Annotated in this window: 20 protein-coding genes; 13 read left to right on the plus strand and 7 right to left on the minus strand. The window is 69.5% G+C overall.

Translation table 11 applies throughout. From position 1 onward, the window contains the following. Window positions 1–182: 182 nt before the first annotated feature. The gene (locus AAHG03_RS19810; protein WP_342152633.1) at window positions 183–1,805 is read right to left on the minus strand and encodes an ABC-F family ATP-binding cassette domain-containing protein; all 1,623 of its coding nucleotides are present in this window, start codon (window positions 1,803–1,805) and stop codon (window positions 183–185) included. Window positions 1,806–1,997: 192 nt separating this feature from the next. Here AAHG03_RS19810 and AAHG03_RS19815 point away from each other — a divergent pair, with 192 nt between their 5' ends. Continuing rightward, entirely contained in the window at window positions 1,998–3,182 is a 1,185-nt protein-coding gene (locus AAHG03_RS19815; RefSeq protein ID WP_342152634.1) for an MFS transporter, read from the plus strand. Here the strand turns inward: AAHG03_RS19815 and ruvX are convergent. Then, a complete protein-coding gene (gene ruvX, locus AAHG03_RS19820; RefSeq protein ID WP_342152635.1) occupies window positions 3,179–3,676 on the minus strand; it encodes a Holliday junction resolvase RuvX in 498 nt (165 codons plus the stop codon). The two genes, AAHG03_RS19815 and ruvX, sit on opposite strands and share 4 nt — an antisense overlap. Next, window positions 3,673–4,248, minus strand: a complete 576-nt coding sequence (locus AAHG03_RS19825) for an SMI1/KNR4 family protein (protein WP_342152638.1) — start codon at window positions 4,246–4,248, stop codon at window positions 3,673–3,675. Before AAHG03_RS19825 ends, ruvX begins: the two co-directional genes overlap by 4 nt. 156 nt (window positions 4,249–4,404) lie before the next feature. Here AAHG03_RS19825 and AAHG03_RS19830 point away from each other — a divergent pair, with 156 nt between their 5' ends. Beyond that, on the plus strand, window positions 4,405–4,578 hold the full coding sequence (locus tag AAHG03_RS19830) for a hypothetical protein (RefSeq protein WP_342152639.1): 174 nt from the start codon (window positions 4,405–4,407) through the stop codon (window positions 4,576–4,578). 372 nt (window positions 4,579–4,950) lie between these two features. Here the strand turns inward: AAHG03_RS19830 and AAHG03_RS19835 are convergent, their stop codons facing one another. Beyond that, window positions 4,951–5,898 carry an aspartate carbamoyltransferase catalytic subunit gene (locus tag AAHG03_RS19835; protein WP_342152641.1) on the minus strand — a complete coding sequence of 316 codons (948 nt, stop codon included), beginning with the start codon at window positions 5,896–5,898 and terminating at the stop codon, window positions 4,951–4,953. Between the two features lie 417 nt (window positions 5,899–6,315). On the opposite strand from AAHG03_RS19835, the gene AAHG03_RS19840 reads away from it, so the two are divergent. From AAHG03_RS19840 to topA, 4 genes are all read left to right on the plus strand, one after another. Next, complete coding sequence (locus tag AAHG03_RS19840) at window positions 6,316–6,603, plus strand: hypothetical protein (protein ID WP_056245208.1); 288 nt, start codon at window positions 6,316–6,318, stop codon at window positions 6,601–6,603. Between the two features lie 172 nt (window positions 6,604–6,775). Then, window positions 6,776–7,588 carry a cytochrome b/b6 domain-containing protein gene (locus AAHG03_RS19845; RefSeq protein ID WP_342152801.1) on the plus strand — a complete coding sequence of 271 codons (813 nt, stop codon included), beginning with the start codon at window positions 6,776–6,778 and terminating at the stop codon, window positions 7,586–7,588. After that, the gene (locus tag AAHG03_RS19850; protein ID WP_342152644.1) at window positions 7,585–8,508 is read left to right on the plus strand and encodes a molybdopterin-dependent oxidoreductase; all 924 of its coding nucleotides are present in this window, start codon (window positions 7,585–7,587) and stop codon (window positions 8,506–8,508) included. Before AAHG03_RS19845 ends, AAHG03_RS19850 begins: the two co-directional genes overlap by 4 nt. A 339-nt stretch (window positions 8,509–8,847) precedes the next feature. Further along, window positions 8,848–11,562 carry a type I DNA topoisomerase gene (gene topA, locus AAHG03_RS19855; protein ID WP_342152645.1) on the plus strand — a complete coding sequence of 905 codons (2,715 nt, stop codon included), beginning with the start codon at window positions 8,848–8,850 and terminating at the stop codon, window positions 11,560–11,562. Between the two features lie 166 nt (window positions 11,563–11,728). On the opposite strand, the gene tkt is transcribed toward topA, so the two are convergent. The 3 genes from tkt to AAHG03_RS19870 form a co-directional block, all read right to left on the minus strand. Next, window positions 11,729–13,804, minus strand: coding sequence for a transketolase (tkt, locus tag AAHG03_RS19860; protein WP_342152647.1), 2,076 nt, complete (start codon window positions 13,802–13,804; stop codon window positions 11,729–11,731). Between the two features lie 49 nt (window positions 13,805–13,853). Next, window positions 13,854–15,713 carry a glycoside hydrolase family 15 protein gene (locus AAHG03_RS19865; RefSeq protein WP_342152648.1) on the minus strand — a complete coding sequence of 620 codons (1,860 nt, stop codon included), beginning with the start codon at window positions 15,711–15,713 and terminating at the stop codon, window positions 13,854–13,856. A gap of 168 nt (window positions 15,714–15,881) precedes the next feature. Next, window positions 15,882–16,475: a hypothetical protein gene (locus AAHG03_RS19870; protein ID WP_342152649.1), complete on the minus strand. Its 594-nt coding sequence runs from the start codon at window positions 16,473–16,475 to the stop codon at window positions 15,882–15,884. Window positions 16,476–16,638: 163 nt separating this feature from the next. Between AAHG03_RS19870 and AAHG03_RS19875 the strand changes: the two genes are divergently transcribed. The 7 genes from AAHG03_RS19875 (at window position 16,639) to AAHG03_RS19905 (ending at window position 24,898) form a co-directional block, all read left to right on the plus strand. Further along, a complete protein-coding gene (locus tag AAHG03_RS19875) occupies window positions 16,639–17,226 on the plus strand; it encodes an ANTAR domain-containing response regulator (RefSeq protein WP_342152651.1) in 588 nt (195 codons plus the stop codon). Next, a complete protein-coding gene (locus AAHG03_RS19880; protein WP_342152652.1) occupies window positions 17,223–18,236 on the plus strand; it encodes a CmpA/NrtA family ABC transporter substrate-binding protein in 1,014 nt (337 codons plus the stop codon). Before AAHG03_RS19875 ends, AAHG03_RS19880 begins: the two co-directional genes overlap by 4 nt. Before the next feature lie 495 nt (window positions 18,237–18,731). Beyond that, complete coding sequence (locus AAHG03_RS19885; protein WP_342152653.1) at window positions 18,732–20,024, plus strand: CmpA/NrtA family ABC transporter substrate-binding protein; 1,293 nt, start codon at window positions 18,732–18,734, stop codon at window positions 20,022–20,024. Next, window positions 20,024–20,887 carry a nitrate ABC transporter permease gene (ntrB, locus tag AAHG03_RS19890; protein WP_342152654.1) on the plus strand — a complete coding sequence of 288 codons (864 nt, stop codon included), beginning with the start codon at window positions 20,024–20,026 and terminating at the stop codon, window positions 20,885–20,887. Before AAHG03_RS19885 ends, ntrB begins: the two co-directional genes overlap by 1 nt. Before the next feature lie 11 nt (window positions 20,888–20,898). Continuing rightward, window positions 20,899–21,693, plus strand: coding sequence for an ABC transporter ATP-binding protein (locus tag AAHG03_RS19895; RefSeq protein WP_342152656.1), 795 nt, complete (start codon window positions 20,899–20,901; stop codon window positions 21,691–21,693). A 167-nt stretch (window positions 21,694–21,860) separates the two neighbouring features. Then, entirely contained in the window at window positions 21,861–23,096 is a 1,236-nt protein-coding gene (locus tag AAHG03_RS19900; protein WP_342152658.1) for an NAD(P)/FAD-dependent oxidoreductase, read from the plus strand. Window positions 23,097–23,107: 11 nt separating this feature from the next. Next, window positions 23,108–24,898, plus strand: a complete 1,791-nt coding sequence (locus tag AAHG03_RS19905) for a NirA family protein (protein WP_342152659.1) — start codon at window positions 23,108–23,110, stop codon at window positions 24,896–24,898. Window positions 24,899–24,919 lie beyond the last annotated feature (21 nt).

Raw genomic sequence — 24,919 nt, forward strand, 5'->3', positions numbered from 1 at the left:
GGTCCGGCACCGCCGAAAACAAACCCTGCACTTCCAGCATCGATCACCTCCTGTCTATAAGGAGGCGTCAACGCATGGCCTTCAACGCGGATCGACGCGCCGAAAAGTCATATGCGATAGCCCTGCCACAAGGGGGAGGAGAGGCGCGCAATTCTGCGCCGAATGCGATTTGGAAGGCCGCCCTACCCCCGCAGGCCCGGCGCTTCCTGCCCGGTGCGCGCGACGTACTCGGTGTACCCGCCGCCGTACTGGTGCACGCCGTCGGCGGTCAGCTCCAGCACGCGGTTGGAGAGCGCGGCGAGGAAGTGGCGGTCGTGGGAGACGAACAGCATCGTCCCCTCGAACTGCGCCAGCGCCTCGATCAGCATCTCCTTGGTGCCGATGTCGAGGTGGTTGGTCGGCTCGTCGAGCACGAGGAAATTCGGCGGGTCGAACAGCATCTTGGCCATCACGAGGCGGGCCTTCTCGCCCCCCGAGAGCACCCGGCAGGGCTTCTCCACATCGTCGCCGGAGAAGCCGAAGCAGCCGGCCAGCGCCCGCAGCGAGCCCTGCCCCGCCTGCGGGAAGCTCGCCTCCAGATCGCCGAACACGGTGGCGTCGCCGTCGAGCAGGTCCATGGCGTGCTGGGCGAAGTAGCCGAGCTTGACGCTGCCGCCGACCGTCACCGTGCCGGCATCCGGCGGGGTGCTGCCGGTGATGAGCTTCAGGAGCGTCGACTTGCCGGCGCCGTTGACGCCCATGATGCACCAGCGCTCACGCCGGCGGATCGAGAAGTCGAGCCCCTCGTAGACGATGCGGCTGCCGTACCTCTTGTGGATGCCCTTGAGCATGGCGACGTCGTCGCCCGAGCGGGGTGCCGGCTGGAACTCGAACGCCACGGACTGGCGGCGCTTCGGGGGCTCGACCCGCTCGATCTTGTCGAGTTTTTTCACCCGACTTTGGACTTGAGCCGCGTGCGAGGCGCGGGCCTTGAAGCGCTCGATGAACTTGATCTCCTTGGCCAGCATCGCCTGCTGGCGCTCGAACTGCGCCTGGGCCTGGGTGTCGGCCATGGCGCGCTGCTGCTCGTAGAAGCCGTAATCGCCGGAATAGGTCGTGAGGCTGCCGCCGTCGATCTCGACGATCTTGGTGACGATGCGGTTCATGAACTCGCGGTCGTGCGAGGTCATCATCAGCGCGCCGTCGTAGTTCTTCAGGAAGTCCTCGAGCCAGATCAGGCTCTCGAGATCGAGATGGTTCGACGGCTCGTCGAGCAGCATCACGTCGGGGCGCATCAGCAGGATGCGGGCGAGCGCCACGCGCATCTTCCAGCCGCCGGACAGCTTGCCGACATCGCCGTCCATCATCTCCTGAGAAAAGCCGAGGCCCGCCAGCACCTCGTAGGCGCGGCCCTCCAGCGCGTAGCCGTCGAGTTCCTCGAACCGGCCCTGCACCTCGCCGTAGCGCTCGATCAGCGCCTCCATCTCGTCGGCGCGGTCGGGATCGGCGAGCCCGGCCTCGATCTCCTTGAGTTCGGCCGCGATCTCGCTGACCGGCCCGGCTCCGGCCATGGTCTCGGCCACCACCGTGCGGCCGGCCATCTCGCCGACATCCTGGCTGAAATAGCCGATGGTGATGCCGCGATCGGTCGAGACCTGGCCCTCGTCCGGCGGCTCCTCGCCGGTCATCATCCGGAACAGGGTGGTCTTGCCCGCTCCGTTCGGTCCGACGAGCCCGGCCTTCTCGCCCTTCTGCAGCGCAGCGGAAGCCTCGATGAAAACGAGCTGCCGGCCGTTCTGCTTGCCGATCTTGTCGAGGCGTATCATGGCGTCCGCAGGTATCTTTGGGGGTGACTCGCCGCGGATTTACGGCATCGGCGCTCGTGCGGGAAGCCGCAGCCCTGCCCGTCGCGCAGGCCAGCCTCCCGCCCCCTCCCGGTCCACGGGCCGGCGGAAACGGCCATCTACGGTCTTGCCGCAGCGCAGCATCGCGCCCTCCCCCATGCCCGAAGGAGCCCCATGCTCCCGCTTCCCATCCTCGCGCTCGCCGTCGCCTCGTTCGGCATCGGCACCACCGAGTTCGTCATCATGGGGCTCTTGCCCGAGGTGGCCCAGGACTTCGGCGTCACGATCCCGCAGGCGGGCCATCTCGTTTCGGGCTACGCGCTCGGCGTGGTGATCGGCGCGCCGATCGTCGCGATGGCGACCGCGCCGCTGCCGCGCAAGGCGGCTTTGCTCGCCCTCATGGCGGTGTTCACACTGGGCAACCTCGCCTGCGCCCTGGCGCCGGCCTATTGGCCGCTGATGGCGGCGCGCGTCGCGACCGCCTTTGCCCACGGCGCCTTCTTCGGCATCGGCGCCATCGTGGCCCGCGATCTCGTGCCCAAGGAGAAGCGCACCCAGGCCGTGGCGCTGATGTTCGCAGGCCTCACGCTCGCCAACGTGCTCGGCGTGCCGCTCGGGACCGCGCTCGGACAGGCGCTCGGCTGGCGCGCGACGTTCTGGGCGGTGGTCGGCATCGGGCTCGCGGCGGGCGGGGCCATCGCCTTCGCACTCCCCGGCGGGATGCCCGGCACCCGCGGCGGTCTGGCGAAAGAATTCCGGGCGCTGGGGCGCTGGCCGGTTCTGCGACCGATGCTGGTCTCGACGCTGTCCTCGGTGAGCTTCTTCACCGTGTTCACCTACATCGCCCCCTTCCTCACCGGCGTGACCGGGCTGACGCCGGGCGGCGTCACGGGAGCGCTGTTCGCCGCCGGCGTCGGGCTCACAATCGGCAACCTCGCGGGCGGCTGGCTCGCCGACCGCAGCCTGATGGGCACCGTGCTCGGCAGCTTTGCCGGAATCGTCGGGGTGCTGCTGGTGCTGGCCCTCGTCGCGCCCCACACGGTGCCGGCGCTCGCCGTGCTGGTGGTGTGGAGCGCGCTCGCCTTCGCGCTGGTCTCGCCGCTTCAGGTCTGGGTGGTGGAGGCGGCGAGCGACGCCCCGAACCTCGCCTCGACCCTGAACCAGGGCGCGTTCAACCTCGGCAACGCCACCGGCGCTTGGCTCGGCGGCACGGCGCTGACGCTGGGGGCCGGCTATCGCGAGTTGCCGGTGCTGGCCGCGGTGGTGTCGCTCATCGGGCTTGGGCTCGCCGCGACGGCGGTGATGCGGGGTAAGGACAAGCCGTCGCTGAGCCTCGCTCAAGGTCGCGTCGGTCCCTAATCGAAAGCGTCGTCGAACCCGACGCTCGGCCTCAGCCCGCCCATCACGTCGAGGCAGGCTTGCAGGATGTAGGCGGCGGCGAGCTTGTCCACGAGTTCGCCCCTTCGCGCCCGCGAGGCGTCGGCCTCCAAGAGCGTGCGGGTGACGGCGGCGGTGGAGAGCCGCTCGTCGAAGAACAGCACCGGCAGCGGCAGGATCGGCTTCAGGTTGCGCGCAAAACTCCGGCTCGACTGGGCGCGGGGGCCTTCCGTGCCGTCCATGTTGAGCGGCAGGCCGATCACGATGCCGCCGACCCCGTGCTGCGTGCAGAGCGCGGCGAGGCGTTGCGCGTCGGGGGTGAACTTGACCCGGCGGATCGTCTCCAGCGGCGAGCCGATCCGGCGCCCGACATCGGACAGCGCGACCCCGATGGTCTTGGTGCCGAGGTCGAGCCCGATCAGGCGCGGCTGCCCGGCGGAGGCCGCGGCGAAGGCGGCGATCTCGTCGCGGTTCACGCCTCGGTCGTCCCCAGTGCTTCGAGCGTTTCGGCGTCGTCGCCCTCGAAGGTCGCGGGTAGCGGGCCGGCGCCCTCGCCGAGGATGTGCAGCACCTCCAGTCCCTGGAGGCCGCGCACGAACGCGGGCAGGTCGGCGCCGCCGAAATGCACCGTCTCCAGATCGGCGTTGAGCACCCAAATGTCGTATTCCGGGAAACCCGGCGTCACGTCGAAGAACAGGAAGTCGCCGCGCGCGGTCTCGCCGAAGAAGCAGGCCCGGTCCATCAGGCCGGCATCGGCGTCGCCCTCCACGGTGAAGCGGTGGGGCTCGTCGCCCTCGCCCTTCAGGCCGTCGATGGCGAGCGCGATGCCGTGGGCGATCAGGTGGGCGCGCGCCACGAGGTCGGCGGCCTCCACCGGCACGGGGGTGAACAGGCGCACATGCCCGCCGATCCGCCCGGCGCCGCATTCGCGCGCGAAGCTGCGGTAGCTGCCCGGCAGGGCGAAGCCGAGTTCGGATTCGGCCCGGGCGAGGTCGGCCTCGCTCGACCGGAGGCCGGGCGTCAGGCCAGGGAAGACGCTGTCCCACATTGCAAAAGGCCTCCGGCGCGCGGGAGGCCGGCTTAGGCCGCGGGCGGGCGGCTTGTCCACCGCCGGATTAACCATCCGGCGCGGTCGAGTGCGCAGAGAGGGAGCGCGGCGCGAGCGGGAGTGTTAAGGGTTCGTTAACCAGCCCGGAGCCGACCCTTGACCCGCCCGCCGATGCCGGAGACGCCCCGCCGCCGGCTGGCCCGTCGCCACGTCCTGATGTTGATCCTGGCCTGCGAGGTCATGGTGGTGGGCGTGTCCAACGCCGACCGCTACCGCCCGCCGGGCATCGTCGTCGATCAGACGGTGACGCGGGGCAATGTCATTACCTGAAGACGGCACTGCGAAGGCCGTTCCACGCCGTCAGCGCGAGGCGGAACCGGCGCAATCCAGTGCTTCGCAGGTTCGGAAGACGACGGCTACCTCGACCCTTTTCCACCCCTGACCCTCATCCTGAGGTGCCGAAGCGCAGCGGAGGCCTCGAAGGAAAGCTCCGGAGGTCGCGCGATCCCTGGAGCCCTCCTTCGAGGCCGCTGACGCGGCACCTCAGGATGAGGGGGATGGGTTGGATGAGCGCTCGTGACGAAGCCGTTGCGCTCCCTTCGGTCGCGTCGCGCCCTGGATCGCGTCAATTCCGCCTCGCGATGACGGCGCGGGTCGTCCCGCGACGTGTGGGTTCGACGCGTCGAAATCCGAAAAAAAGAATCAGCCGTTCGGCAGGTGCGTGGCCAGCGCTTCGAGCACGGCCATCCGCACCGCCACGCCCATCTCGACCTGCTCGCGGATGAGCGATTGCGCCCCGTCGGCGATCTCGGACGAGATCTCCACGCCGCGGTTCATCGGGCCCGGATGCATCACCAGGGCGTCGGGCTTGGCGAGCGCCAGCTTGTCGCCGTCGAGGCCGTAATAGCGAAAATACTCCTTCACCGAGGGGACGAAGGAGCCGTTCATGCGCTCGCGCTGGAGACGCAGCATCATGACGATGTCGCAGCCCTTCAACCCTTCGCGCATGTTCGTGAACACCTCGACGCCGAAGCGGGCGACGCCGGTCGGCAGCAGCGTCGAGGGGCCGATCACCCGCACCCGCGCGCCGAGCGCGTTGAGCAGGAGGATGTTGGAGCGCGCGACCCGCGAATGCAGGACGTCGCCGCAGATCGCCACGGTGAGCCCCTCGATGCCGCCCTTGTTGCGGCGAATCGTCAGCGCGTCGAGGAGCGCCTGGGTCGGGTGTTCGTGGGCGCCGTCGCCCGCGTTGACGACCGCGCAATCGACCTTGCGGGCCAGCAGATGCACCGCGCCCGCGGAATGGTGGCGCACGACGATGATGTCGGGGCGCATGGCGTTGAGCGTCGCGGCGGTGTCGATCAGGGTCTCGCCCTTCTTCACCGAGGAGGAGGCGACCGACATATTCATCACGTCGGCGCCCAGCCGCTTGCCGGCGAGTTCGAACGAGGATTGGGTCCGCGTCGAGGGCTCGAAGAACAGGTTGATCTGGGTGCGACCGCGCAAGGTGGTGCGCTTCTTCTCGACCTGCCGCGACAGCGCCACCGCGTCGTCGGCGCGGGCGAGCAGGGCTTCGATGTCCGGCCGGCTCAGGCCCTCGATGCCGAGCAGGTGACGGTGCGGGAAGGCGGGTGCGATCTCGGCGGTCATGCTGCGGTTCCGGCGTCGGCCGTGGCTATAGGGGGGGGCGACGGCGGCGGCAAGGCGAGCTGGCGGGGCGGTGCCTGCCCCCGGTTATTCCGGGGCCACGTAGCGGGACCCGGAATCCACCCGTGATGCGCGGCTCTGTATGGCGTCGTGCCCTGTCGTGGGTTCCGGGTTCTCGCTTCGCGAGTCCCGGAATGACGACCGTCGAGGAATGGAACGCGCGGAGGCGCAACCCGCACGTGCGAAAAGAATCCTCCATCCCTGTCGCGGCCAAGAGAATTTCCTGATCCTCGCGAGCCCGTGAACGAGAAAAATTTGAACGATCCGGATGCCGAGCCGTTGGCAGCCTGTCCGCGGGCACGGCGGCTCGGATGCGGTGACGCGCCGAACCGCCCCGCTCGCCGAACCGAAAGGAATGCCATGAACGCTCGACTTCTCCTCACGGCCGGCGCCCTCTCGCTGGGTCTCGGCCTGTCGTCGGGAGCCTTCGCGCAGGGCATGCAGCCCGGCGCCGGGATGGACCCGGCGATGGGTGGCCAGATGCAGCAGGGCCAGATGGGTGACGACATGGGTCAGGAGCAGCGCCCGATGAAGCGTAGCTCCAAGAAGATGAAGAAGCCCATGAAGAGCAAGAAGATGATGCGGTCGAAGCGCATGAACTCCGGGATGGAGTCCCAGGGTGGCATGAGCGGCCAGGGCGGCATGTAGTCTTCTCGCCCGGCGCCCCGCGCCGGGGTAGTTTGAGAGCGCCCGTCCGGTTCGACCGGGCGGGCGTTGTCGTGTGACCGGGACGAGGAACGCCGCCGTGGCCGCAGGAACCGCGTTGGGCAAGAGCGCCCTAGGAAAGGGCGACGTCGTCGAGACCGTACGCCGCCGCTGGATGTTTCGCCATCCGCTGGTGATCCGGCTCGCGCACTGGATCAACGTGGTCTGCCTCGCCATCCTGCTGATGAGCGGCCTGCAGATCTTCAACGCCCATCCGGCGCTCTACTGGGGCTCGGCCTCGACCTTCGACCGGCCGTTCGTCGCGATCACCGACGACCAGCGCGACGACGGCACGGCGCGCGGCGTCACCTACGTGGCCGGCAAGTCCTTCGACACCACCGGCTGGCTCGGGCTGTCGAACCTCAACGGCGAGGCCACGGGCCGCGCCTTCCCGTCCTGGGCGACCCTGCCGGCGCATCAGGACCTCGCCACGGGGCGGCGGTGGCACTTCCTGTTCGCCTGGGCCTTCGTGATCAACGGGCTGATCTACCTGATCTACGGCATCGGCACCGGCCAGCTGCGCCGTCGCCTGATCCCCGAGGGCGACCAGATGCGGGGTCTCGGCGCCTCGATCCGCGAGCACCTGACGCTGCACTTCGCGCAGGGCGACGAGGCCAAGCGCTATAACGTGCTGCAGAAGCTCACCTATCTCGTCGTCGTGCTGATCCTGCTGCCCCTGATGCTGCTCACCGGCCTGTCGATGTCGCCCGGCGTCAACGCCGTGGTGCCGCTGCCGGACCTGTTCGGCGGGCGCCAATCGGCCCGGACCGTCCACTTCATCGTCACGAACCTGCTGGTGCTATTCGTGATCGTCCACGTCCTGCTGGTGCTCGCCTCCGGTCTCTGGAACAACATGCGCAGCATGCTGACCGGCTGGTACGTCATCGAGCGCCGCAAGCTGCCCGCCGGCCCGGAAGAGATCCGATGATGCGCCGCCTCGCTCGTCCCCTCACCCATCGCCGCGGCTTCCTCACCGCCGCCGCGGGTCTGCTCGGCGTCTCGGCGCTCGGCGGCTGCGACCGCTTCGCCGTGACGCCGCGGGGCCGCCAGACGCTCAAGCTCGGCGAGGACGCCAACCTCTACGTCCAGCGCCTGCTGCTGACCCCGGCCTCGCTGGCCAAGGAGTTTCCGGATTCGGAGATCTCCCCCTGGTTCAAGCCGAACGGGACGATCGATCCGCAGGACCGCGACTACAAGGCGCTGGCCGCCAGGAACTTTTCGGATTGGCGCTTGCGCATCGACGGCCTCGTGGAGAACCCGCAGGCCCTCTCGCTCGCCGACCTGCGGGCGCTGCCCGCCCGCACCCAAACCACGCGCCACGATTGCGTCGAGGGCTGGAGCGCCATCGGCAAGTGGACCGGCGTGCCGCTCGCCGAGGTGCTGAAGCGCGCCGGGCTGAAGCCGGAGGCTCGCTACATCGTGTTCCACTGCGCCGACACGATGGAATTCGCCATGAGCGGCGACACCGAGACCGCCAACCCGGACATGACCGCCCGCGCGGAGGGCGAGGAGAACCAAGCGAGCGACTCGAAGGCCGCCGGGGCCGAGGCGCCGGACGCCGACGCGCCCGATTCCGACACCTCGAAGGGCACGCCGATCCGCTACTACGAGAGCATCGACCTCACCGACGCCTACCACCCGCAGACGATCCTGGCCTACGATCTCAACGGCAAGGCGCTGCCGGTCTCGAACGGTGCGCCGCTGCGCCTCAGGGTCGAGCGCCAGCTCGGCTACAAGCAGGCGAAGTACATCCAGCGGATCGAGGTGCGGGATACGCTCGCGGGCGTCGGCGAGGGCGGCGGCGGGTATTGGGAGGACCGGGGCTACGAGTGGTACGCGGGGATTTGAGACCGTCCGGTCGCCTCGTCCCATCCAACGCTCTCATCCTGAGGTGCCGCGTCAGCGGCCTCGAAGGAGGGCTCCAGAAGCCTCTGCGATCCCTGGAGCCCTCCTTCGAGGCTCCGCTGCGCGTCGCACCTCAGGATGAGGGGGTTGGGTGGGAAAGGCTGGGCGTGCCGGCCTTGACGATGCTTGCGCCCCCGCCCCGCGGGATCGTGCCGATTTGACAACGCAGGCCCGCTCACCCACTTCTGCGCGGCGCGAGCCCCGGCCGTCGACGGATGTCCGGTCGGCGCTTGATCCCCAAAACCGTCCCCGCGGTGAGGCTCTGGCGAGAGGCAGAGGTTCATGAAAGTCGTCGTCGTCGAGTCGCCGGCCAAGGCCAAGACGATCAACAAGTACCTGGGGAGCGACTACGAGGTCCTGGCCTCGTTCGGCCATATCCGCGACCTCCCGGCGAAGGACGGCTCGGTCGATCCGGAGGCCGACTTCGCGATGATCTGGGAGGTGGAGGATCGCGGCGCCAAGCGCGTCGCCGAGATCGCCCGCGCCGTGAAGGGCGCGGAGAAGCTCATCCTCGCGACCGACCCGGATCGTGAGGGCGAGGCGATCTCCTGGCACGTGATCGAGGCGCTGACCGCCAAGAAGGTGCTCAAGGGCATCCCCGTGGAGCGGGTGACGTTCAACGCCATCACCAAGGCGTCGGTCGATGCGGCGATGCGCAAGCCCCGCGAGATCGATCAGGCGCTGGTCGATGCCTATCTGGCGCGCCGCGCCCTCGATTACCTCGTCGGCTTCAACCTCTCGCCGGTGCTGTGGCGCAAGCTGCCGGGGGCGAAGTCGGCTGGCCGCGTGCAGTCGGTGGCGCTGCGCCTCGTCGTCGAGCGCGAGATGGAGATCGAGCGGTTCAAGCCCCGCGAGTACTGGACGCTCATCGCCACGCTCGCGACCGAGGGGGGCGGCGTGTTCGAGGCCCGGCTGGTGGGCGCCGACGGCAAGCGCATCCAGCGCCTCGACATCGGCAACGGCGAGGAGGCCGCCGCCTTCAAGCGCGACCTCGAACTCGCGACGTTCCACGTGGCGAGCGTCGAGGCCAAGCCCGCCAAACGCCACCCGCAGCCGCCGTTCACGACCTCCACCCTCCAGCAGGAGGCCTCGCGCAAGCTCGGGATGGCGCCGGCCCAGACCATGCGGGTCGCCCAGAAGCTCTACGAGGGCGTCGATGTCGGCGGCGAGACCGTCGGCATCATCACCTACATGAGGACCGACGGCGTCGACATGGCGCCGGAGGCGATTCAGGACGCCCGCCGGGTGATCGGGCGCGAGTTCGGCGACGCGTACGTGCCGGACGTGCCCCGGAAGTACACGGTGAAGGCCAAGAACGCGCAGGAGGCCCACGAGGCCGTGCGCCCGACCGACATGGGCCGTCTGCCGAAGTCGGTCGCCCGCTTCCTCGAACCGGAGCAGGCCAAGCTCTACGAGCTGATCTGGACGCGCACGGTGGCGAGCCAGATGGAATCGGCCGAGTTCGAGCGCACCACCGTCGACATCGCCGCGGGGGTCGGGCCGCGCAAGCTCGATCTGCGCGCCACCGGTCAGGTCGTGACCTTCGACGGCTTCCTCGCGCTCTATCAGGAGGGCAAGGACGACGAGGAGGACGAGGACGGCAAGCGCCTGCCCGCGATGAAGGCCAACGATCCGTTGAAGCGCGAGCGCATCGCTTCGACCCAGCACTTCACCGAGCCGCCGCCGCGCTATTCCGAGGCCAGCCTCGTCAAGCGGATGGAGGAACTCGGCATCGGCCGGCCCTCGACCTACGCGGCGGTGCTCCAGACCCTGCGGGATCGCGAATACGTCAAGATCGAGAAGAAGCGCCTCCAGCCGGAGGACAAGGGCCGGCTCGTCACCGGCTTCCTCGAGAGCTTCTTCAAGCGCTACGTCGAGTACGATTTCACCGCGAGCCTGGAGGAGCAGCTCGACCGGGTCTCGAACGCCGAGATCGACTGGCGGGCGGTTCTGCGCGACTTCTGGCGCGACTTTTCCGCCGCCATCGGCGGCACCAAGGAACTGCGCGTCGCGGAAGTCCTGGAGGCGCTGAACGGCCTGCTCGGGCCGCACATCTTCCCGGACAAGGGCGACGGCTCGGACCCGCGCAGCTGCCCGACCTGCGGCGCGGGCCAGCTCTCGCTCAAGCTCGGCAAGTTCGGCGCCTTCATCGGCTGCTCGAACTACCCCGAGTGCAAGTACACCCGCCAGCTCTCGGCCTCCGCGGTCGAGGGCGAGGGGGACGGCTCGTCCGCGGAGGGCGGCCAGCCCGGCGTGCGGGTGCTCGGCGAGGACCCGGCCACCGGCCTGCCCGTGACCCTGCGCGACGGCCGGTTCGGGCCGTTCGTGCAGCTCGGCGAGGCCTCGGCCGAGAAGGGGGCGGAGAAGCCCAAGCGTTCCTCGCTGGCCAAGGGGATGACGCCGTCCTCCGTTACCCTCGAAGTGGCACTCAAGCTGCTGTCGCTGCCGCGGGAGGTCGCCAAGCATCCCGAGACCGGCGAGCCGATCCTGGCCAATATCGGCCGCTACGGCCCGTACGTGCAGCACGGGAAGACCTACGCCAACCTCGGGCGTGACGACGACGTGCTGGAGGTCGGTGCCAACCGCGCCATCGATCTCATCGTCGCCAAGGAGCAGGGCGGCGGGCGCGGCGGCCGGGGCGCGGCCGATCCGGGCCGCGTCGTCGGCCAGGATCCGGGCGGGCTCGACCTCGTGGTCAAGGCCGGCAAGTACGGCCCCTATGTCAGCGACGGCTCGGTCAACGCCACGCTGCCGAAATCGATGGCCGCCGAGAGCCTGACGCTCGCGCAGGCGATCGAACTGATCGAGGCCAAGCGCGCGGCCGGCGGCGGCAAGAAGCCGGCGCGCAAGACGGCGGCCCGAAAGCCGGCGGCGAAGGCGGCGGATTCGGCGGACGCCGCACCCAAGGCGAAGAAGCCGGCGACGCGGAAGACGGCATCCAAGACGGCCGCGAAGCCCGCCGCCAAGGCGACGGCCCGCAAGACCAAGGCGAGCTGACGTTTACCGCGTCGAGCGCGGGTCCCCTCCCCCTTGTGGGGAGGGGTAGGGATGGGGGTCGCGCAGAAGGCACCGCCCCACCCCATCCTGAACCACCCCCACCTCCTCCCTCCTCCCCGCAAGGGGGAGGAGAGCGCCTTTTTCGGCGATCGAGGGACCCTGTGGCCTACTTCTTCGCCCGCTTCGCCTGCGTGCGGGCGGCCTCCAGCACCTTCTCGGCGGTGAAGCCGAACTTGCCCAAGAGGTCCTTGATCGGCGCGGAGGCCCCGAAGGTGTGCATGCCGACGATTGAACCCGTGGAGCCGGCGTAGCGGTCCCAGCCGATCACGCTGCCCTGCTCCACCGCGACGCGGCCGAGCACGTCGGGGGGCAGCACGCTGTCGCGGTAGGCCTGGTCCTGGCGCTCGAACAGGTCCCAGGACGGCATCGAGACGACTCGTGCGTTCACGCCCTCGCCCTTCAGCGTCTCGTAGGCCGAGAGGCAGAGCTGCACCTCGGAGCCGGTGCCGATCAGGATCACGTCCGGGGTGCCCTCGCAATCGGCCAGCACGTAGGCGCCCTTGGCGGTGCCGGAGGCGGGCGCGTACTTCGTGCGGTCGAGGGTCGGCAGCGGCTGGCGCGAGAGCGCCAGCACCGCCGGCTGGTCCTTCAGCGAGAAGATGACGCGGTAGGCTTCCGCCACCTCGTTGGCGTCGGCCGGGCGCAGGGTCACGAGGCCGGGGATGCAGCGGAGCGAGAGGATCTGCTCCACCGGCTGGTGGGTCGGCCCGTCCTCGCCGACCCCGATCGAGTCGTGCGTGAAGATGTGGAAGATCGGCAGCTCCATCAGCGCGGCGAGCCGGATCGGCGGGCGCATGTAGTCGGCGAAGACCAGGAAGGTCGCGCCGTAGGCCCGCAGGCCCACGAGGCCGAGGCCGTTGACGATCGAGCCCATGGCATGCTCGCGCACGCCGAAATGGATGTTGCGCCCGCCCGGCTCGAACGGGGTGAGCGAGCCCGCCCCTTCGAAGGTGAGGTTCGACTTGTTCGACGGCGCGAGGTCGGCCGAGCCGCCGAGCAGGAACGGCACGTGCTGGGCGATGGCGTTCAAGACCTTGCCGGACGATTCGCGGGTGGCGAGGCCCTTGGCGTCCGGCTCGAACACCGGGATATCCTTATCCCAGCCCTTCGGCAGCCGGCCTTCGAGGAAGGCCGACAGCTCCTCGGCATGCTCCGGGTCGGCGGCCTTGGCGGCGTCGAAGAAGCCTTCCCATTGCGAATAGAGCGCCGCGCCGCGCTTGCCGATGCCGTCGGCAAACGTGTCGTAGACGCCGTCCGGCACGAGGAACTGCGCGTCCTCGGGCCAGCCATAGGCGCGCTTGGCGCCCTTCACCTCGTCCTCGCCGAGGGCGTCGGAATGGGCTTTCGCCGTGTTCTGCTTCTTCGGCGCGCCGTAGCCGATGATCGAATTGACGACGATGAGCGTCGGGCGGTCGCTCGACTGGAGGAAGGTCTCCAGCGCGGCGGAAATCGCGTGGGTGTCGTTGGCGTCGGCCACCCGCAGCACCTGCCAGCCATAGGCCAGGAAGCGGGTCGCGACTTCTTCCGAGAAAGCCAGCTCGGTGTGGCCCTCGATCGTGATGGTGTTGTTGTCGTAGATCCAGCAGAGGTTCGACAGGCGCAGGTGCCCGGCGATGGACGCGGCCTCCTGGCTGACGCCCTCCATCAGGTCGCCGTCCGAGCAGATGGCGTAGACGTTGTAGTCGAACAGCGGCAGGTCGGGCCGGTTCAGGCGCTCGCCCTTGAAGCGCCCGCCGATCGCCATGCCGACGGAATTCGCCACGCCCTGCCCGAGGGGACCGGTCGTGGTCTCGACGCCGGTGGTGTAGTGATACTCCGGGTGCCCCGGCGTCCGGCTGTCGAGCTGCCGGAACTTTTTGATATCATCCAGGGAGACGGCCGGCGCGTTCGCGCCGTCCTTCTCGGCGACGCGGGCGAGATGCAGCAGCGCGTAGAGCAGCATCGAGGCGTGGCCCGCCGAGAGCACGAACCGATCACGGTTCGGCCAATGCGGGTGGGCCGGATCGTAGCGCAGATACCGGTTCCACAGGGTGTAGGCCACAGGCGCCAGCGCCATCGGCGCGCCGGCATGGCCGGAATTCGCCTTCTGCACCGCGTCGATGGCCAGCGTCCGGATCGTATCGATCGCGAGCTTGTCGCCCTCAGCGAGAGCCGCCTTGGGGCTCGTATCTGCACCGCTCATCAGTCTACCGTCTCTCTCGCTTCCATCACCCGCTTGCCCGCGGGACGCGCTATTGCGCCGCGATGGATTCGCCTGTCCTCGACTCGGAATGGTCCGCGCCGCTGCCCCGTTCCTTCGCAGGACCGATCGCGCGGCTGTAATTGAGGATCGTGTTGACGAGCGCAACATGCGTGAACGCCTGGGGGAAGTTGCCCACCTGCCGTTTGGCGCGCACGTCGTACTCCTCGGAGACCAGTCCGAGGTCGTTGCAGATGCCGATCAGGCGCTCGATCAGCGCGCGCGCCTCCTCGCAACGGCCGAGGCCGATCAGGTTGTCGGCGTACCAGAAACTGCAGGGCAGGAAGGCGCCCTCGTTGCCCGGCAGGCCGTCGGCATCGGTGCCTTCGGTCTCGTAGCGCAGCACGAAGCCGTCGCGCATCAGGTGCTTCTCGACCGCAGCCACCGTGCCGACGACGCGCGGATCGTCCTGCGGCAGAAAGCCCATATGGGCGATCAGCAGCACGCTCGCGTCGATCGCCTTGCTGCCGTAGCTCTGGACGAAGCTGTTCAGCTCGGTGTCGAAGCCGCGCTCGCACACCTCGGCGTGAATCTCGTCGCGGATCGTGCGCCAGTGATGGAGCGGGAGTTCGGCCGCGGTCGGGTCGTCCTTGCGGAAGGTCTCGACGCTGCGCACCGCCCGGTCGAAGGCGACCCAGGCCATCACCTTCGAGTGGACGAAGTGGCGCCGCCCGCCGCGCACCTCCCAGATGCCCTCGTCGGGCTCGCGCCAGACCCGTTCCAGATGCTTGATGAGCGCCTGACCGACGCGGCGGCCTTCCTGATCGTCGGACATGCCGCGGACGCGGGCCTGATACAACGCGTCGAACAGCTCGCCGTAGACGTCGAGCTGGAACTGGGCGATGGCCGCATTGCCGATCCGCACCGGTTTCGAGCCCTCGTAGCCGGGCAGCCAGTCGAGTTCGATCTCCGGCAGCAGCCGCTCCCCGGCGATGCCGTAGAGGATGTGCGCCTGTTCCGGATTGCCCGCGACCGCGCGGGTCAGCCAGTCGCGCCACGCGCGCGCCTCGTCGATGTAGCCGGAATCCATCAGCGCCAGCAGCGTGAAGGTCGAATCGCGCAGCCAGCAGAAGCGGTAATCCCAGTTGCGCACCCCGCCGAGGTCTTCCGGCAGCGAGGTGGTCGGCGCGGCGACGATCCCGCCGGTCGGGCGGTAGATCAGCGCCTTGAGCGTCAGCAGCGAGCGCCGGAAGATGTCGTTCCAGGGCGTCTCGAGCGTGCAGCGGTCCGACCAGTCGCGCCAGAACCGGTTGGTGTCGTCGAGCCAGCGGCGCGGCTCGATCGGCGGCGGGTCGTCCTCGTGCGAGGCGCCGTAGCTCAGCACGAAGCGGACCGCGTCGCCCTTGTAGACGGTGAATTCCGAGACCGTGGTCTGGTGGGTCGAGCCCCGCAACGGCGCGTTGGTGCGCAGGACCACCTTGTGCGGGCCGGAGATGGCGCGCAGGTCGCCCAGTTCGCTGCGCGACACCCACGGCACCGCCGAGCCGTAATCGAACCGCACGGCCAGATCCATGCGCATCGCCATGCGCCCGCGCACGCCCTCGACGAGGCGGATGACGTGGCTGCCGTCGCCGACCGGCATGAAGTCGGTCACCCGCACCTCGCCCTCGCGGGTCCGGTGCGTCGTCTCCAGCACCAGAGAGCCACCGCGGTAGCGCCAGGAATGCTCGGCGTCCTCGGCTGTCGGCGCGAGCTTCCAGAAGCCGTGCTCCTGCGTGCCGAGCAGGCTCGCGAACAGGGCGGCGGCATCGAACCGCGGCATGCACAGCCAGTCGATGCTGCCGTCGCGCCCGACGAGCGCCGCCGTGCGCCCGTCGCCGATCAGGGCGTAATCCTCGATCCGTCCCGCCATGCAGGTCTCCCGTCTCCGGTCCTTCGAGCCGGACGGCACGGGGGGATGCGGGCCGCGGGTCTCGCTTCGGGTGCACTGACCCGGCGAAGTGGCGCGACGGCCGCGCTTCGCAAGGCGCCGGGCCTTAGCAAATGCGAAAAACGGCCCGTCCGACGGGCCGGGCTGCGATCAGCGCAGGGCTGTGACGATCGTGCTGACCGAGCTGCCGAGGCTCGTCACGCTTTCGCCCAAGCCCCGGGCGGTGTCGAGCACGGCGTCCGCCGTGTCGGCGAAGGGCAGCGCGCCGCGGGGCAGGAAGCGGCCGTTCTCGGCCTCGACCTCGGCGAAGGGCGACGGCACGGGCTTGGCCGCCGTCTGCGTCGCCGCCGGCGGCGGGGCGGCGGGATGGCCGACCGCGATCCGGCTCGGCGGCGCCTTGCGGCGCTCCGCGCGGCTGGTGTTGGCAAAGCGCGCCGGGCGGCTTGCGGGCTCGATGCTGCCCGTCACCAGCGGCGTCAGGCGGGCGAAGGCCTCGCTCGCGGGCACCGGATCGAGTTCGGCGGTCAGCAACGCGCGGCCCGGATCGAAGGTCGAGAGGCCCGGCGCGAGCGACATCACCGGCGGACGCTCGGGGGCGGCCTTCGGCGCCTCGGCGGGTTCGCGGCAGACGAGGGAGAGCAGGCCGGCGACGAGCGCGAGCCCGAGGGTCGGCAGGAAGGGCGGCACCACCGAGCGATGCGTCGCGGTTCCCTCCGGTTGACGGAGCGGATCGACGGTGCGCATGAGCCCTCCCGATGACGTCGCCTGCCCTTGAGTGTTCGGCCCGGTTTGCGGCGGAAGCGGGGCCGACGCATTTCGGATCTGTTACGGAATTGCGCAGATACCGAGGAGAGCGGGCATATCGCTTGCCTCCCTGCCCACCGGACCCCTCGCTACCCAGGCCTCGATGACCGAGACCAGCCTCACCGTCGCCGTGATCGACCCGAGCCCCGCCCGCGCGGCGATCCTGGAAGAGGGCCTGCGCGCCTCCGGGGTGGAGCATGTTGCGGTGATTCCCGACGGGCCCGGCCTCCAGGCCCGCGTCGCCGCGCTCAAGCCGGACGTGATCGTGGTGCATCTGGAGAGCCCGAGCCGGGACGTGTTGGAGCAGATGTCCGGCCTGTCGCGGCAGGCCGAGCGGCCGGTGGCGATGTTCGTGGACCGCTCCAACCAGACCATGATGCAGGCCGCGGTGGATGCCGGCATCTCGGCCTACGTGGTCGATGGGCTACGCGCCGACCGCATCCGTTCGATCCTCGACATCGCCATCCTGCGCTTCAACGCCTTCGCCCGGCTCCAGCGCGAGCTGGAGGAGGCGCGCTCGGAACTGGCCGACCGCAAGCTGATCGAGCGGGCCAAGGGTATCCTGATGGCGCGCAAGAGCTTGAGCGAGGACGAGGCCTACAAGCTGCTGCGGCGCCAAGCCATGAACGAGAAGCGCAAGATCGCCGACATCGCCCGCGCCATCGTCACCGCCGCGGACCTGCTCGGATGAGGCTCACCCTCGGATACGTCCCCCTCGCGGACGCCGCCCCGGTGATCGCCGCCGCGACCCTGGGCTTTGCCCGCGACGAGGGGCTCGACCTCGCGCTGTCCCGCGAGCCGTCCTGGGCGACGCTCCGCGACCGGCTGGCGCTTGGCCATCTCGACGCGGCCCACATGCTCGGGGCCCTGGCGCTCGCGAGCGCGCTCGGGCTGTCGGGACCGCAGGCCGACCTCTGCGTGCCGATGGCGCTCAACCTCAACGGCAATGCGCTGACCGTCTCCAGCGCGCTGTGGGCCGAGATGGCGCCGGAGCGCGACGCCCTGCCCGACGTGGCCGCGGCCTTCGCCGCCCTGGCGCGCACCCGCGCCACGGAAGGCCGGCCGCTGACGCTCGGGACGGTGCATCCGTTCTCGTCGCATTCCTACCAGCTGCGCCTGTTCGCGCGCCTCGGCGGGCTCAATCTCGACGCCCACGTGCGCCTCGTCGTGGTGCCTCCGCCGGATACGGTCGATGCCCTGCGCCGCGGCCTCATCGACGGCTTCTGCGTCGGCGCCCCCTGGAACGCCATCGCGGTCGCCGCCGGTTTGGGGCGCATCGCCGCGCTCGGCTGCGACATCGCCCCCGACTGCCCGGAGAAGGTGCTGGCCCTACCGGCCCACGGGGCCGGCTTCGCCCCCGCCCTGGTCCGCGCCGTCCACCGTGCCGGCCTGTGGTGCGCCGACCCGGCCAACCGCCCGGCGCTCGCGACGCTGCTGGCCGAACAGGCCGGCCTCGGCCCCGACCGCGCGCTGCTGGCCCGGACGCTGGCCGGCGACCTGATCCTCGACACCGCGGGCACGACGCGACAGGCGCCCGCCTACCTGCGCCTCGACGCGGCGGTCTACCGGCCCGACCCGGCGCATGCGCGGTGGTTCGCGGCGCAGATGGCGGCGTGCGGGCAGGCGGAGGGGGACGACCTCGCCGAGCGGGCGGCGGCGCTCTACCGGCCGGATCTTTTCGATGAGGCGACGGGCGGCTGAGCGCGGCTCTGGCTGCCGCGAGCCATCTCACCGTCGTGAGCAGGCTGGCGAGGCAGTGGGCATCGGAGCTTTGGGCGCTTGCTTTTTGTGCAGCGCAAACGCGCTGCCTTCAAACTAGGCAGTATCGAAAGGTCGAGCGCGGGTCCCCTCCCCCTTGCGGGGAGGGGTCAGGGGTGGGGGTCGGGCAGGAGGCACCGCCCCGCTCGATCCTGAACCACCCCCACCTCCTACCTCCTCCCCGCAAGGGGGAGGAGAAGCGCCCGGCGCGGTAGCCGAAGGTGCTCACTCGCCGTTTCACGCGGCACGAGGCGCCCCCACCCCGGCTTGGCACGGTCCCTGCAAGCCCCCTCGCATCGGCCCGTCAACGACGACGCGCCCGACCGTCAGCAGAGCCGCTGATCCGGACCACTCGCACGCGCTGATTTCGATCGCGCCAGCGATCCCGGACGGCGGCTTTTTTCATGCGCCGAAGACGCGCGGGGGACAGGGAAGCGGATGAGCATGGATCACGGCAACACGACCCGCCGCGGCATCATCAAGGGCGCGGCCGCCGCGCTGGCCCTTGCCGGCGCGGCCCGTGCGGCGCTGCCGGGGGGCGCCTTCGCGCAGGGCGCGGGGCCGGAGGTGAAGGGGGCCAAGCTCGGCTTCATCGCGCTCACCGACGCGGCGCCGCTGTTCGTGGCCAAGGAGAAGGGCCTGTTCGCCAAGTACGGCATGCCGGACACCGAGGTGCTCAAGCAGGCCTCCTGGGGCACCACCCGCGACAACCTCGTGCTCGGCTCCGAGGGCAACGGCATCGACGGCGCCCACATCCTCACGCCGATGCCCTACCTGATCTCGGCCGGCCGGGTGACGCAGAACAACGTCCCGGTGCCGATGTACATCATGGCCCGGCTGAACCTGAACGGTCAGTGCATCTCGATCTCGAAGGAATATCTCGACCAGAAGATCGGCCTCGACACCAAGCCGTTCAAGACGGCGCTGGAGGCCAAGAAGGCCTCGGGCAAGCCGGTCAAGGCCGCCATGACCTTCCCCGGCGGCACCCACGACCTCTGGATCCGCTACTGGCTCGCGGCCGGCGGCATCGACCCGGACAAGGACATCGAGACCATCGTCGTGCCCCCGCCCCAGATGGTGGCGAACATGAAGGTCGGCACGATGGATTGCTTCTGCGTCTGCGAGCCGTGGAACGAGCAGCTGATCCATCAGGGCATCGGCTACACCGCCATCACCACCGGCGAACTGTGGAAGGACCACCCGGAAAAGGCCTTCGCCATGCGCGCGGCCTGGGTCGACAAGTATCCGAACGCGGCCAAAGCCTTGCTGATGGCGGTGATGGAAGCCCAGCAATGGTGCGAGAAGCCCGAAAACCGGGACGAACTCGCGGCCATCGTCGCCAAGCGCCAGTGGATCAACGTCCCGGTCGCCGACGTGGTCGATCGCATGAAGGGCAAGTTCGATTACGGCACCGGCAAGGTCGTCGAGAACAGCCCCTTCATTATGAAGTTCTGGAACGACAATGCCTCCTATCCCTACCAGAGCCACGACCTCTGGTTCCTCACCGAGGACATCCGCTGGGGCAAGTTCGATCCCACCACCGACACCAAGGCGCTGATCGCCAAGGTGAACCGTGAGGATCTGTGGAAGGACGCCGCCAAGGCGCTGGGTGTGGCGAGCATCCCGACCTCCACCTCCCGCGGCAAGGAAACGATGTTCGACGGCAAGGTCTTCGACCCCGAAAACCCCGCCGCCTACCTGTCCAGCCTCGGCATCAAGAAGGTCGCGTGATGGCCACCGGAGCAACCCTCTCGACCGCGGCGCGCGCGAGCGCCGCCACCAAGGCCCGCGGGCCGCTGATCACCATGGCGGGCGTGCGCGGAATCGCGGCGCGCATCGTGCCGCCGCTCGTCGTGCTGGCGGGCTTCCTGCTCCTGTGGGAGGTGCTGTGCTCCTCCCCCACCGCCGGCCTGCCGCCGCCCTCGCGGGTGGTGACGGAGGCCTGGGACATCATCGTCGATCCGTTCTACGACAACGGCGGCACCGACAAGGGGCTGTTCTGGCATATCGCCGCGAGCCTTCAGCGCGTGGCGCTCGGCTTCACGCTCGCCGTCATCGCCGGCGTGATGCTCGGCACGCTGGTCGGCCAGTCCGAATGGGCGATGCGCGGCCTCGACCCAATCTTCCAGGTGCTGCGCACGATCCCGCCGCTGGCGTGGCTCCCGCTCTCGCTCGCCGCCTTCCGCGACGGCCAGCCGAGTGCGATCTTCGTGATCTTCATCACCTCGATCTGGCCGATCATCATCAACACGGCGGTCGGCATCCGCAACATCCCGCAGGATTACCGCAACGTCGCCGCGGTCATCCGGCTGAACCCGATCGAGTTCTTCTACAAGATCATGCTGCCGTCGGCGGCGCCGTACATCTTCACCGGTCTGCGCATCGGCGTCGGCCTGTCCTGGCTCGCCATCGTCGCGGCCGAGATGCTGATCGGCGGCGTCGGCATCGGCTTCTTCATCTGGGACGCGTGGAACTCGTCGCACATCAGCGAGATCATCGTCGCCCTCGTCTATGTCGGGCTCATCGGCTTCGTCCTCGACCGTCTGGTCGCGGGCTTAGGCGTGCTCGTCACCCGCGGCACCAGCGCAGCCTGAGGAGCATCACAATGGCTCATCTCTCCCTCTCCCAGGTCGGCATCTCGTTCCGCCGCGGCGGCAAGACGTCGGAAGTGCTCCGCGACGTGAACCTCGACATCGCCAAGGGCGAGTTCGTCTCGATCATCGGGCACTCGGGCTGCGGCAAGTCGACGGTGCTCAACATCGTCGCCGGCCTGCTCAAGGCCTCGACCGGCGGCGTGCTGCTCGACGGCAAGGAAGTGAACGCGCCCGGCCCCGACCGCGCGGTGGTGTTCCAGAACCACTCGCTCCTGCCCTGGCTGACGGTGCGCGAGAACGTGTCGCTCGCCGTCGACAAGGTGCTCAAGGGCAAGAAGTCTAGGGTAGAGCGCGCCGAGTGGATCGAGCACAACCTCGCGCTCGTGAACATGATGCACGCCGCCGACAAGCGCCCGGCGGAGATCTCCGGCGGCATGAAGCAGCGCGTCGGCATCGCCCGCGCGCTCGCCATGGAGCCGACGGTTCTGCTGATGGACGAACCGTTCGGCGCGCTGGACGCGCTCACCCGCGCCCATCTCCAGGACCAGCTCATGGAGATCCAGACGCGGCTCAGGAACACCGTCATCATGATCACCCACGACGTGGACGAGGCGGTGCTGCTCTCCGACCGCATCGTGATGATGACGAACGGCCCCTCGGCCACCATCGGCGAGATCCTGCCGGTGCCGCTGGCCCGCCCGCGCCGCCGTCTCGATCTGGTGGAGGACGCCACCTACGTCCACGCCCGCGCCGCGGTGCTGGAATTCCTTTACGCACGCCACGCCCGGCCGGCGCTGGCGGCCTGACGAAGGCTCCCCTCCCACCCTGACCCTCATCCTGAGGTGCTGCGAAGCAGCCTCGAAGGAGGGCTCCAGGGATCGCCAGCAGACTGGAGGCCTCCTTCGAGGCCTCCGCTTCGCTCCGGCACCTCAGGATGAGGGCCAGGGTAGGACATTCCGAACAAAGCATCGCGATGCCGACAGAACCCCAAAATTCAAAGGAAAGGCTCGTCGTCGTCGGCAACGGCATGGCCTCGCTCCGCTTCCTCGAGCGGCTGACCGAGCGGGCGCCGGGGCGGTTCGACGTGACGGTGGTCGGCGCCGAGCCGGTGGCGGCCTACAACCGGGTGCTGCTCTCCTCGCTGCTCGGCGGCGAGGTGGACGAGGCCGCCTGCGGCTTCCGTCCCCTCCCCTGGTACGAGGAGCACGGCATCCGCCTCGTCACCGGCGCGCCGGTGACCGAAATCGATCGGGCCAACCGGCTGGCGGTCGTCGGCTCGGCGCATGTCCTGCCCTACGACCGGTTGGTGCTGGCGGTGGGCTCGCTGCCGATCCGCCTGCCGCTGCCGGGCATCGACCTGCCCGGCGTGCTGACCTTCCGCGACTTCGCCGACGTGGCCGCGATCCGGAAGGCCGCGGTGGAGCACGCCAAGGCCGTCGTCATCGGCGGCGGTCTGCTGGGTCTTGAGGCCGCGGTCGGCCTCGCCCGGCTCGGCGTCGACACCACGCTCGTCCACGTGATGGACCGAGTCATGGAGCGCCAGCTCGATCACGCCGCCGCCCGCCTCGTGCGCGCCGCGATGGAGGCGCGCGGCGTGAAGGTGATGCTGTCCGCCGACACCGCCGCCATCGAGGGCGACGGTCGGGTCGAGCGCCTGCGCTTCAAGGACGGCAGCGCGATCCCGGCCGACCTCGTGGTGATGTCGGTCGGCATCCGCGCCTCGACGGCGCTCGCGCAATCCTGCGGGCTCGCCTGCGGGCGCGGCATCACCGTGGACGACCGGATGACCACCTCCGATCCGGCGGTGTTCGCATTAGGTGAGTGCGCCGAGCATCGCGGCACCGTCTACGGCCTCGTCGAGCCGGCCTACGAGCAGGCCGAGGTGCTGGCGCGACACCTCGTCGGGGAGCCCGCTTCCTATCCCGGCACGTCGCTTGCCACGAGCCTGAAGGTGTCGGGCCTACCCGTCTTCTCGGCGGGCGTGGTCGATACCCCCGAGGGCGCCGAGGCGGTGGTGATGCACGACGCCGCGGCGGGCCTCTACCGCAAGCTGATCATCGCCGACGGGTGCCTCGCGGGTGCGGTGTTCGTCGGCGACATCTCCGAGCAGGCGCGCTGCAAGGCGCTGATCCGCGACCGCACGCCGCTCGAACCGAACGACCGGGACGATCTGATGTTCGGCCCGGCCCCCGAACCCCTCGCAGCGTGAGTGAGGCAGCGATGGCAGACGACTTCAACGCCGAGCAGCAACGGTATCTCGAAGGCTTCGCCTCGGGCATTGCCGCCGCGCGGATGACCGGCGGGCTCGCGATCGGACAGGTGCCCAAAGGCGGCGTCACCGAGCCGACCGGCCCGGACGCGATCCACATCAAGGCGCAGGACCGCACCATCAAGGACGGCGGCAAGCTCTGCGACCAAGAGAAGTGGAAGCGCGCGGAAAACCCGTTCGAGGGCCATAACCGCCTGAAGGCGGAGGCTGCCACCGGCAAGCAGCCCAAGCCCGAGGACAATTTCCGCTGGCGCTATCACGGCATGTTTTGGGTCGCGCCGAACCAAGTCTCCTACATGTGCCGGATCCGGGTGCCCAACGGCATCCTCCAGCACTGGCAGTTCTCCGGAATCGCCGACCTCGCGGACGCCCATGGCGGCGGCTACAGCCACGTCACCACCCGCGCGGGCCTGCAGGTGCGCGAGATCGCCCCCGAGCACGCGCAGCCCTTCCTTGACGGGCTGACCGACCTCGGCCTGACCGCGCAGGGCGCGGGCGCCGACAACATCCGCAACGTCACCGGCTCGCCGGCTGCCGGGATCGATGCGCAGGAACTGCTGGATACGCGGCCCCTCACCAAGGCTTGGCACAACTGGATCCTCAACGACCGCTCGCTCTACGGCCTGCCGCGCAAGTTCAACGTGTCCTTCGACGGCGGCGGCGTGACGCCGGCCCTGGAGGAAACGAACGACATCGGCTTCCAGGCGATCGAAGTGCTGGAGGGGGCCGCGGTCGCGCCGGGCGTCTGGATGCGCCTCGTGCTCGGCGGCATCTCGGGCCATCGGGATCTCGCCCGCGACACCGGCATCGTCCTCAAGCCCGAGGATTGCAACCGGGTCGCCGACGCGATCATCCGGGTCTTCATCGAGAACGGCGACCGGACCAACCGCAACAAGGCCCGGATGAAGTACGTCCTCGATGCATGGGGCTTCGACAAGTACATCGCCGCCGTCGAGGAGAAGCTGGGGCGCAAGCTCGACCGGGTCGAGCCTGCCCACGTCGCGCCCCGCCGCCCGACCGACCGCTTCAGCCATGTCGGCGTGCACGCACAGGCCCAGCCCGGCCTGAACTGGGTCGGCGTGGTGCTCCCGGTCGGCAAGATGACCACCGATCAGATGCGCGGGCTGGCCAGGATCGCGGCCGAGTGCGGCGACGGCCAGTTCCGTATGACGGTCTGGCAGAACTTCATCTTCTCCGGCGTGCCAGACGCCAAGGTCGCCGAGGTCGAGGCCCGCGTGGAAGCCCTCGGCCTCACCACGAAGGCCGCGGGCATCCGCTCCGGGTTGGTGGCCTGCACCGGCGCCCGCGGCTGCAAGTTCGCGGCCTCCGACACCAAGGGCCACGCGATGATCATCGCGGATCACGTGGAGCGGGCGGTGCCGGGCCTCGACGTGCCGGTGAACGTCCACCTCACCGGCTGCCACCATAGCTGCGCCCAGCACTACATCGGCGATATCGGCCTGATCGGCGCCAAGGTCGTCGTTTCCGAGGAAGGCGACACGGTCGAGGGCTACGACATCGTCGTCGGCGGCGGCTTCGCCGAGAACCCCAAGATCGGCACCGAGATCTGGAAGGCCGTGAAGGCCGAGGATGCGCCTGCCCGCATCGAGGCCCTGCTCAAGACCTACCTCGCGCTGCGCGAGAACAAGGACGAGAGCTTCCAGTCCTTCACCGCCCGCAAGGGCCCGGAGGCCCTGCGCGACGCGGCGCAGGAACAGCCGGTCCTGAAGGCCGCGGCGTAGTCTCTCCTCCCCCTTGCGGGG

It is taken from the genome of Methylorubrum subtropicum, assembly GCF_038442325.1.
In the GTDB taxonomy this organism is placed as follows: Bacteria; Pseudomonadota; Alphaproteobacteria; order Rhizobiales; family Beijerinckiaceae; genus Methylobacterium; species Methylobacterium subtropicum.

Excerpts from the sequence above, each read along its gene's own strand:
- AAHG03_RS19810 (WP_342152633.1), bottom strand. The coding sequence starts at position 1,805 with ATGATACGCCTCGACAAGATCGGCAAGCAGAACGGCCGGCAGCTCGTT.
- AAHG03_RS19815 (WP_342152634.1), top strand. The coding sequence starts at position 1,998 with ATGCTCCCGCTTCCCATCCTCGCGCTCGCCGTCGCCTCGTTCGGCATC.
- AAHG03_RS19825 (WP_342152638.1), bottom strand. The coding sequence starts at position 4,248 with ATGTGGGACAGCGTCTTCCCTGGCCTGACGCCCGGCCTCCGGTCGAGC.
- AAHG03_RS19835 (WP_342152641.1), bottom strand. The coding sequence starts at position 5,898 with ATGACCGCCGAGATCGCACCCGCCTTCCCGCACCGTCACCTGCTCGGC.
- AAHG03_RS19840 (WP_056245208.1), top strand. The coding sequence starts at position 6,316 with ATGAACGCTCGACTTCTCCTCACGGCCGGCGCCCTCTCGCTGGGTCTC.
- AAHG03_RS19845 (WP_342152801.1), top strand. The coding sequence starts at position 6,776 with ATGTTTCGCCATCCGCTGGTGATCCGGCTCGCGCACTGGATCAACGTG.
- AAHG03_RS19850 (WP_342152644.1), top strand. The coding sequence starts at position 7,585 with ATGATGCGCCGCCTCGCTCGTCCCCTCACCCATCGCCGCGGCTTCCTC.
- topA (WP_342152645.1), top strand. The coding sequence starts at position 8,848 with ATGAAAGTCGTCGTCGTCGAGTCGCCGGCCAAGGCCAAGACGATCAAC.
- tkt (WP_342152647.1), bottom strand. The coding sequence starts at position 13,804 with ATGAGCGGTGCAGATACGAGCCCCAAGGCGGCTCTCGCTGAGGGCGAC.
- AAHG03_RS19865 (WP_342152648.1), bottom strand. The coding sequence starts at position 15,713 with ATGGCGGGACGGATCGAGGATTACGCCCTGATCGGCGACGGGCGCACG.
- AAHG03_RS19870 (WP_342152649.1), bottom strand. The coding sequence starts at position 16,475 with ATGCGCACCGTCGATCCGCTCCGTCAACCGGAGGGAACCGCGACGCAT.
- AAHG03_RS19875 (WP_342152651.1), top strand. The coding sequence starts at position 16,639 with ATGACCGAGACCAGCCTCACCGTCGCCGTGATCGACCCGAGCCCCGCC.
- AAHG03_RS19880 (WP_342152652.1), top strand. The coding sequence starts at position 17,223 with ATGAGGCTCACCCTCGGATACGTCCCCCTCGCGGACGCCGCCCCGGTG.
- AAHG03_RS19885 (WP_342152653.1), top strand. The coding sequence starts at position 18,732 with ATGAGCATGGATCACGGCAACACGACCCGCCGCGGCATCATCAAGGGC.
- ntrB (WP_342152654.1), top strand. The coding sequence starts at position 20,024 with ATGGCCACCGGAGCAACCCTCTCGACCGCGGCGCGCGCGAGCGCCGCC.
- AAHG03_RS19895 (WP_342152656.1), top strand. The coding sequence starts at position 20,899 with ATGGCTCATCTCTCCCTCTCCCAGGTCGGCATCTCGTTCCGCCGCGGC.
- AAHG03_RS19900 (WP_342152658.1), top strand. The coding sequence starts at position 21,861 with ATGCCGACAGAACCCCAAAATTCAAAGGAAAGGCTCGTCGTCGTCGGC.
- AAHG03_RS19905 (WP_342152659.1), top strand. The coding sequence starts at position 23,108 with ATGGCAGACGACTTCAACGCCGAGCAGCAACGGTATCTCGAAGGCTTC.